Source organism: Aeromonas sp. 159, assembly GCF_963862045.1.
Lineage (GTDB): Bacteria > Pseudomonadota > Gammaproteobacteria > Enterobacterales > Aeromonadaceae > Aeromonas > Aeromonas veronii.
In genome coordinates, this window is sequence record NZ_CAWLMI010000104.1 from 1 (window position 1) to 6,003 (window position 6,003).

General features: G+C 54.9%; 8 protein-coding genes. All 8 read right to left on the reverse strand.

Features of this window, described 5'->3' with window-relative positions:
• A partial coding sequence (gene tolA, locus AACR14_RS15850) for a cell envelope integrity protein TolA (RefSeq protein WP_019446887.1) occupies positions 1 to 861 on the reverse strand: 861 nt, incomplete at its 3' end.
• A gap of 5 nt (positions 862 to 866) precedes the next feature.
• On the reverse strand, positions 867 to 1,313 hold the full coding sequence (gene tolR / locus AACR14_RS15855) for a protein TolR (RefSeq protein WP_005335733.1): 447 nt from the start codon (positions 1,311 to 1,313) through the stop codon (positions 867 to 869).
• Complete coding sequence (gene tolQ / locus AACR14_RS15860; protein ID WP_005335735.1) at positions 1,313 to 2,002, reverse strand: protein TolQ; 690 nt, start codon at positions 2,000 to 2,002, stop codon at positions 1,313 to 1,315. The genes tolR and tolQ overlap by 1 nt, the downstream gene beginning before the upstream one ends.
• A complete protein-coding gene (gene ybgC / locus AACR14_RS15865; protein WP_019446888.1) occupies positions 1,992 to 2,399 on the reverse strand; it encodes a tol-pal system-associated acyl-CoA thioesterase in 408 nt (135 codons plus the stop codon). Before ybgC ends, tolQ begins: the two co-directional genes overlap by 11 nt.
• A gap of 105 nt (positions 2,400 to 2,504) precedes the next feature.
• The gene (locus tag AACR14_RS15870; protein ID WP_041202810.1) at positions 2,505 to 2,816 is read right to left on the reverse strand and encodes a cyd operon YbgE family protein; all 312 of its coding nucleotides are present in this window, start codon (positions 2,814 to 2,816) and stop codon (positions 2,505 to 2,507) included.
• The gene (gene cydX / locus AACR14_RS15875; protein WP_005304933.1) at positions 2,803 to 2,919 is read right to left on the reverse strand and encodes a cytochrome bd-I oxidase subunit CydX; all 117 of its coding nucleotides are present in this window, start codon (positions 2,917 to 2,919) and stop codon (positions 2,803 to 2,805) included. The genes AACR14_RS15870 and cydX overlap by 14 nt, the downstream gene beginning before the upstream one ends.
• Before the next feature lie 14 nt (positions 2,920 to 2,933).
• A complete protein-coding gene (gene cydB, locus AACR14_RS15880; RefSeq protein ID WP_019446890.1) occupies positions 2,934 to 4,070 on the reverse strand; it encodes a cytochrome d ubiquinol oxidase subunit II in 1,137 nt (378 codons plus the stop codon).
• An 11-nt stretch (positions 4,071 to 4,081) separates the two neighbouring features.
• Positions 4,082 to 5,638, reverse strand: a complete 1,557-nt coding sequence (locus tag AACR14_RS15885) for a cytochrome ubiquinol oxidase subunit I (protein ID WP_005335743.1) — start codon at positions 5,636 to 5,638, stop codon at positions 4,082 to 4,084.
• Positions 5,639 to 6,003: the final 365 nt, after the last annotated feature.

Below are 6,003 nucleotides of genomic sequence, written 5' to 3' on the forward strand. Positions count from 1 at the left end.
CTGGGCTGCTGCCGATGCCGCCTGACTGCGGGCATTGGCCTCAGCCGACAGCTGCTGCTGCATCATCTCTTCCATCTCTTTTTGCAGCTTGGCCTGCTCGGCTGCTTTACGCTTGCGCTCAGCCGCGATCTTGGCCTGCTTTTCGGCCTCTGCCTTGGCTTTCTTCTCTGCGTCAGCTTTTGCCTTTTTCTCAGCCTCTTCCTTGGCCTTCTTCTCGGCCTCGGCTTTGGCTTTTTTCTCTGCTTCTGCCTTGGCTTTCTTCTCGGCTTCGGCTTTGGCCTTCTTGTCAGCTTCCGCTTTCTTGGCCTTGGCTTCTGCCGCCTTGGCCTTCTCTTCAGCCTCTTTCTTCTCTTGTTCCTTTTTCTTCTTTAGCGCCAACGCCTTGCTCTCGGCTTCCGCCGCTTTACGCTCGGCTTCAGCCTTCTTGGCCTTCTGTTCTTCCAGCTTGCGGGCTTCCTCGGCTTTTTGGGCCTTCTCTTCCGCCTGCTTCTGCTCGGCAACCTTCTTCTGCTTCTCGGCCTCGGCCTTGCGAGTCGCCTCTTCGGCCTGCTTGCGCTTGGTCTCGGCGATGCGAAGCTGCTCCTGTTTCTGAGCCAGCTCGCGCTTGGCGAGATCCGTGTCTTCCTTATCCTTCTCTTTCTCTACCTTTTGAGGCTTGGGCTGAGCTTTCTGCTGCTGGATCTGCTTGGCCTGCTCGTTGAGGAAGTTCTCATCGAGCATGACGGCATTGACGATCTGCCCCTTCGATTCGGGTCGTTTCGGTTTGCTGAAATCGAGCCCGACAAACAGGATGATGCCGATGATCAGGTGCAGCAGAAACGACGCGATGAGATAACCGGAAATACCACGCTTCACATCCATCTCCGTTAGTTCACCGGATCTGTCATCAGGCCAACCTGAGGCACACCCGCATTCTTGAGGGCCACCATCAACAGGATCACCTCTTCGTAGCGCACGGCCTTGTCACCCGCGACCACCACGGGGGCATTCTGGTTGATCGCCAGATAGCCCATGGCTTTTTCGGTGATGTATTGCTGCATCGCCTCTGGCGTGCCGCTTGGCACCGGCTCGTCATCGGCTTCGCCAGCCTTGATGACATACTCGCCTTCGGTATTGACGCTGACGATGAAGGGCGGCTTGGCATCTTCCGGCAACTGCTCGGACTCAGCCTGTGGCAGATCAACCTTGACCCCTTGCGTGATCACCGGCGTGACCGCCATAAAGATGATAAGCAGCACCAGCATGACGTCGATATAGGGAACCACGTTGATCTCGGCCACCTTCTTGCGCCGGATCCGCTGATAGGTTTGCATTACTGATCACCCTGCTGCTGTGCAATTTGACGGTTCAGAATGGTGGTGAACTCGTCCATGAAGTTGGCGTAGGCGTTCTCCAGCCGCTCAACCTTGTTGGAGAAGCGGTTGTAGAAGATAACCGCCGGGATAGCGGCAAACAGACCCATGGCGGTAGCGATCAGCGCTTCCGCGATACCCGGTGCCACCATCTGCAAGGTAGCCTGCTGCACCTGACCCAGGGCGATAAAGGCGTTCATGATCCCCCATACGGTACCGAACAGACCGATATAGGGGCTGATGGAGCCGATGGTCGCCAGCACCGGCAGATTGGATTCCAGATCATCCACCGCGCGGGAGAGGGAAACACGCATGGCGCGGTAGGTACCATCCATCACCGCATCCTGACCACGGGCACCGGCCTTGAGCAAGCGGGCATACTCCTTGAAGCCGGAGTAGAAGATATCTTCCATGCCTTCGATATCATCGCGGCGGGAAGAGGACTCCTGATAGAGGCGATTGAGATCGACCCCTGACCAGAAGCGATCTTCAAACTGTTCCGATGCGAGATTGGCCGCCTTGATCGCCTTTGAACGCTGGATAATCAGCGCCCACGAGACAATAGACATGCTCATCAGGGTCATCATGACCAGTTTTACCAACAGGCTGGCTTGCCAAAACAGGCCAATAAACGAAATTTCAGCGTGCACTTAACAGCACTCCCTTGATTTTTTCAGGTATAGCTACAGGTTTCATTTGCGGATGACTGACACAGGCTATCTGTACCATGGCCTGGGTGATCAGTCGTCCATCAGCCGCCAGGATCTGCTGAGAAAAGCACAGGGATGCGCGTTTCACTTCAATCACTTGCGTTAATACATTCAATAGTTCATTAAAGCGGGCCGCCGAGCGGAAATCGATCTCAGTTCGGCTCACCACGAAGGCATATCCCTCCTGCAGCCAGACGTCCTGTTCGACCCCTTTGGCACGAAGAAACTCGGTGCGAGCACGTTCCATAAACTTGAGATAATTGGCGTTGTAGACGATGCCCCCGGCGTCGGTGTCTTCGTAGTAGACACGCACCGGAAACTCAAAGACTTCCCCCATAACAATCTGTGATCCATTCGACAGTCAGATGGGGGGCTATCATAGCGCAGGGCTGAATAGGAAAGAAGCAGGGGGAGACAGGGAAATCCTGCCTCCCCCCGTTTTTTATGAAAGGAAATATGAATGTGTCAGCCAGAGGCCATACAACAAACTGGGCCAGGCGAGCCAGGGGTTGAACAGCACACGTCCGGGCAGACTTTTCAGATGAAAGCCAAGTCCGTTAAGTACGCCACAACAGACGGCCCACATCAGCCAGGGAGCAAGCCAGAGACCATGCTCGCTGGTGTTGGCCGCGATCAGATTGGGGGCCTGTAAAATAGCGACGGCCAACAAGGCCGCCGCGAGTAACATCAACCCCTGCCACGGCTGCCGCTCCAGTGGAGCGGCGAGCCTGGCGAGTCGATCACTTGTTTTCATCGATCTGACGATCCATGTTCTCGGTGTGTTCCAGCCACAGCGCATTGATGATGCCAAATGCACAGGCCAGCAACAGTCCCAGGATCCAGGTGAAATACCACATTGTCAGCGCACCTCTTAATAGAGAGATTGTTGGTTATCTTCGATGTGCTTGTTGGTTACCCGGCCAAACATCTTGATGTAAGTCCAGATGGTGTAACCCAGCACAATCGGTACGAAGATCGCTGCAGCCACAGTCATCACCTGCAAGGTGTTGAAAGAGGCGGTAGCATCCCACATGGTCAGGCTCAGTGACGGCTCAAGGCTTGAGGGCATCACGAACGGGAACATGGAGAAACCGGCAGTGAGGATGACCCCGGCAATCGCCAGCGAGGAGCTGGTAAACGCCAGCCAGCCGATGTTCATGCGGGCAAACAGCGCAGTCAGCAGGCTCATGGCCAGGCCCAGTACAGGGGCGGCCACCATCCACGGATAGAGGGTGTAGTTGTTCATCCAGGCACCAGCCTGCAGGACAACTTCCTTGTTCATCGGGTTGGATACTGCGTCTGTCGCGGCAGCCTTGACGATGACATACCCTTCCATACCGCTTACCCACCAACCCGCGGCAGCAAACAGCACCAGAGTCAGCAGTGAGCAGACCATGGCAGCAGTGCGGGAACGCGCCAGCACTTCACCGTCGGTCTTCATCATCAACCAGGTTGCGCCCTGGGTGAGCAGCATGAACAGGCTCACCAGACCAGCCAGAATGCCGAACGGGTTAAGCAGACCAAAGAAGTTGCCGTGATAGGTCAACATCATGAACTGGTTAAACTCGAACGGAACGCCTTGCAGCAGGTTGCCAAAGGCCACACCAAAGACGATGGGCGGTACGGCGCTACCGGCGAACAAGGCCCAGTCCCAGTTGCTGCGCCATTTTGCATCAGCACGCAGGGAGCGGTACTTGAAACCGACCGGACGCAGGAACAGCGCCATCAGCGTCAGGATCATGGCGATGTAGAAGCCGGAGAAGGTCGCGGCATACACCATCGGCCAGGCGGCGAACAAGGCGCCACCGGCAGTGACCAGCCACACCTGGTTACCTTCCCAGTGCGGCCCCATGGTGTTGAGCATCACACGGCGCTCGACATCTTTCTTGCCAACGAACGGGAGCAGTGCGCCTACCCCCATGTCGAAGCCGTCAGTGATGGCAAAACCGATCAGCAGCACGCCGACCAGAGCCCACCAGATGACACGCAGAGTTTCGTAATCAAACATGGTCGCTCTCCTTATGCCTTGATCTGTTCAAAGTGATACTTGCCAGTCTTCAGGCTGCTGGGGCCAAGACGGGCATACTTGAACATCAGGTACATCTCGATAACCAGAAGTACGGTATAGAACAGGCAGATACCGATCAGAGAGAACCAGATCTCGGCTGCAGGCAAGTTGGATGCAGAGAGGGAAGTCGGCAACACCTCTGCAATGGTCCACGGTTGGCGACCATATTCAGCAACAAACCAGCCAGCTTCGATGGCGATCCACGGCAGCGGGATACCCCACAGCAGACCCTTGAGCAGCCACTTGCGCTTGCCGATCTGGTGACGGGCACTGTCATAGAAGGCCATACCAATCAGCACCAGCATCAGCATGCCGACGGCAACCATGATGCGGAAGGCGAAGAACAGGGGCAGTACCTGCGGGATGGAGTCATCCACGGCGGCCTTAATCTGCTCGTCGGTAGCATCGGTCACGTTGCTGGTGTAGCGCTTGAGCAGCAGACCGTAGCCCAGATCCTGTTTCACTTCGTCGAAGCGAGCGCGGGTCTCGTCAGACTTGTCACCGGATTGCAGCTTGGTCAGCAAGTCGTAAGCGGTCATACCGTTACGAACGCGCAGTTCGTGCTCGCTCTTCAGATCCTTCAGACCGGTTACCTGACCGTCCAGAGAACGGGTCGCGATAATGCCCAGCGCATAGGGGATCTTGATGGCGTAGTCGGTGCGCATCTCTTCCTGATTCGGAATACCGAACAGGGTAAAGGCAGCCGGAGCAGGTTCAGTCTCCCACTCAGCTTCGATAGCGGCCAGTTTCACCTTCTGCACTTCACCGGTCTCGTAACCGGATTCATCACCGAGGATCAGCACGGACACGATGGAAGCCATACCGAACGCGGCGGCAATGGCAAAGGAGCGACGGGCAAACGCCACATCACGATTCTTCAGCAGGTAGTAGGAGGAGATACCCAGCACAAACATGGCGCCACAGGTATAACCAGCCGCCACAGTGTGGACGAACTTGACCTGAGCAACCGGGTTGAGCACCACGTCAGCGAAGCTCATCATCTCCATCCGCATGGATTCGAAGTTGAACTCTGCACCGACCGGGTTCTGCATCCAGCCGTTGGCGACCAGGATCCAGAGGGCTGAAAGGTTGGTACCCAGCGCCATCAACCAGGTGGCAGCCAGATGCTGATGCTTGCTCAGACGATCCCAACCAAAGAAGAACATACCGACGAAGGTGGACTCCAGGAAGAAGGCCATCAGCCCTTCGATAGCCAGCGGGGCCCCGAAGATATCGCCGACATAATGGGAGTAGTAAGCCCAGTTCGTCCCGAACTGGAACTCCATGGCCAGACCTGTGGTGACCCCCAAGGCAAAGTTGATACCAAACAACTTACCCCAGAATTTAGTCATGTCCCGGTAGATGGTGTTGTTGGTCATCACATAGACGGATTCCATGATCGCCAGGAGAAAGGCCATTCCCAGCGTCAGGGGTACAAACAAAAAGTGATAAAGGGCCGTCGCAGCGAACTGGAACCGCGATAGGTCTACCACATGCTCAGCAATCATGATGTTTCCTCACCGATTATTGGCACGGCTATTTTAAGTTTTAAGCACAAAGCTTCCGTTGGAGGTTATCGAATGAGCCTTATTGGGACGTGTCACAACAAAACGCGTTCAGTAACCACTGGCATTAACAACAAGGCAATACGAGAACACAAATAAAGCTAATGTTTAACAATTCCAAAACAATCAGCCTAAATTTATTCTCGCCCATGATGACCGGGTTTTTATATCACCTTTATTTGATTGAAATCAATGTAAAAGGACCCGCCATACATGGCTTTGAAAGGCATTTTTAATCTATTTCACGATTATTGACGCGAGCCAGATCACAAAACACGATAAAGCGTAAAACATTGATTTAAATCAAT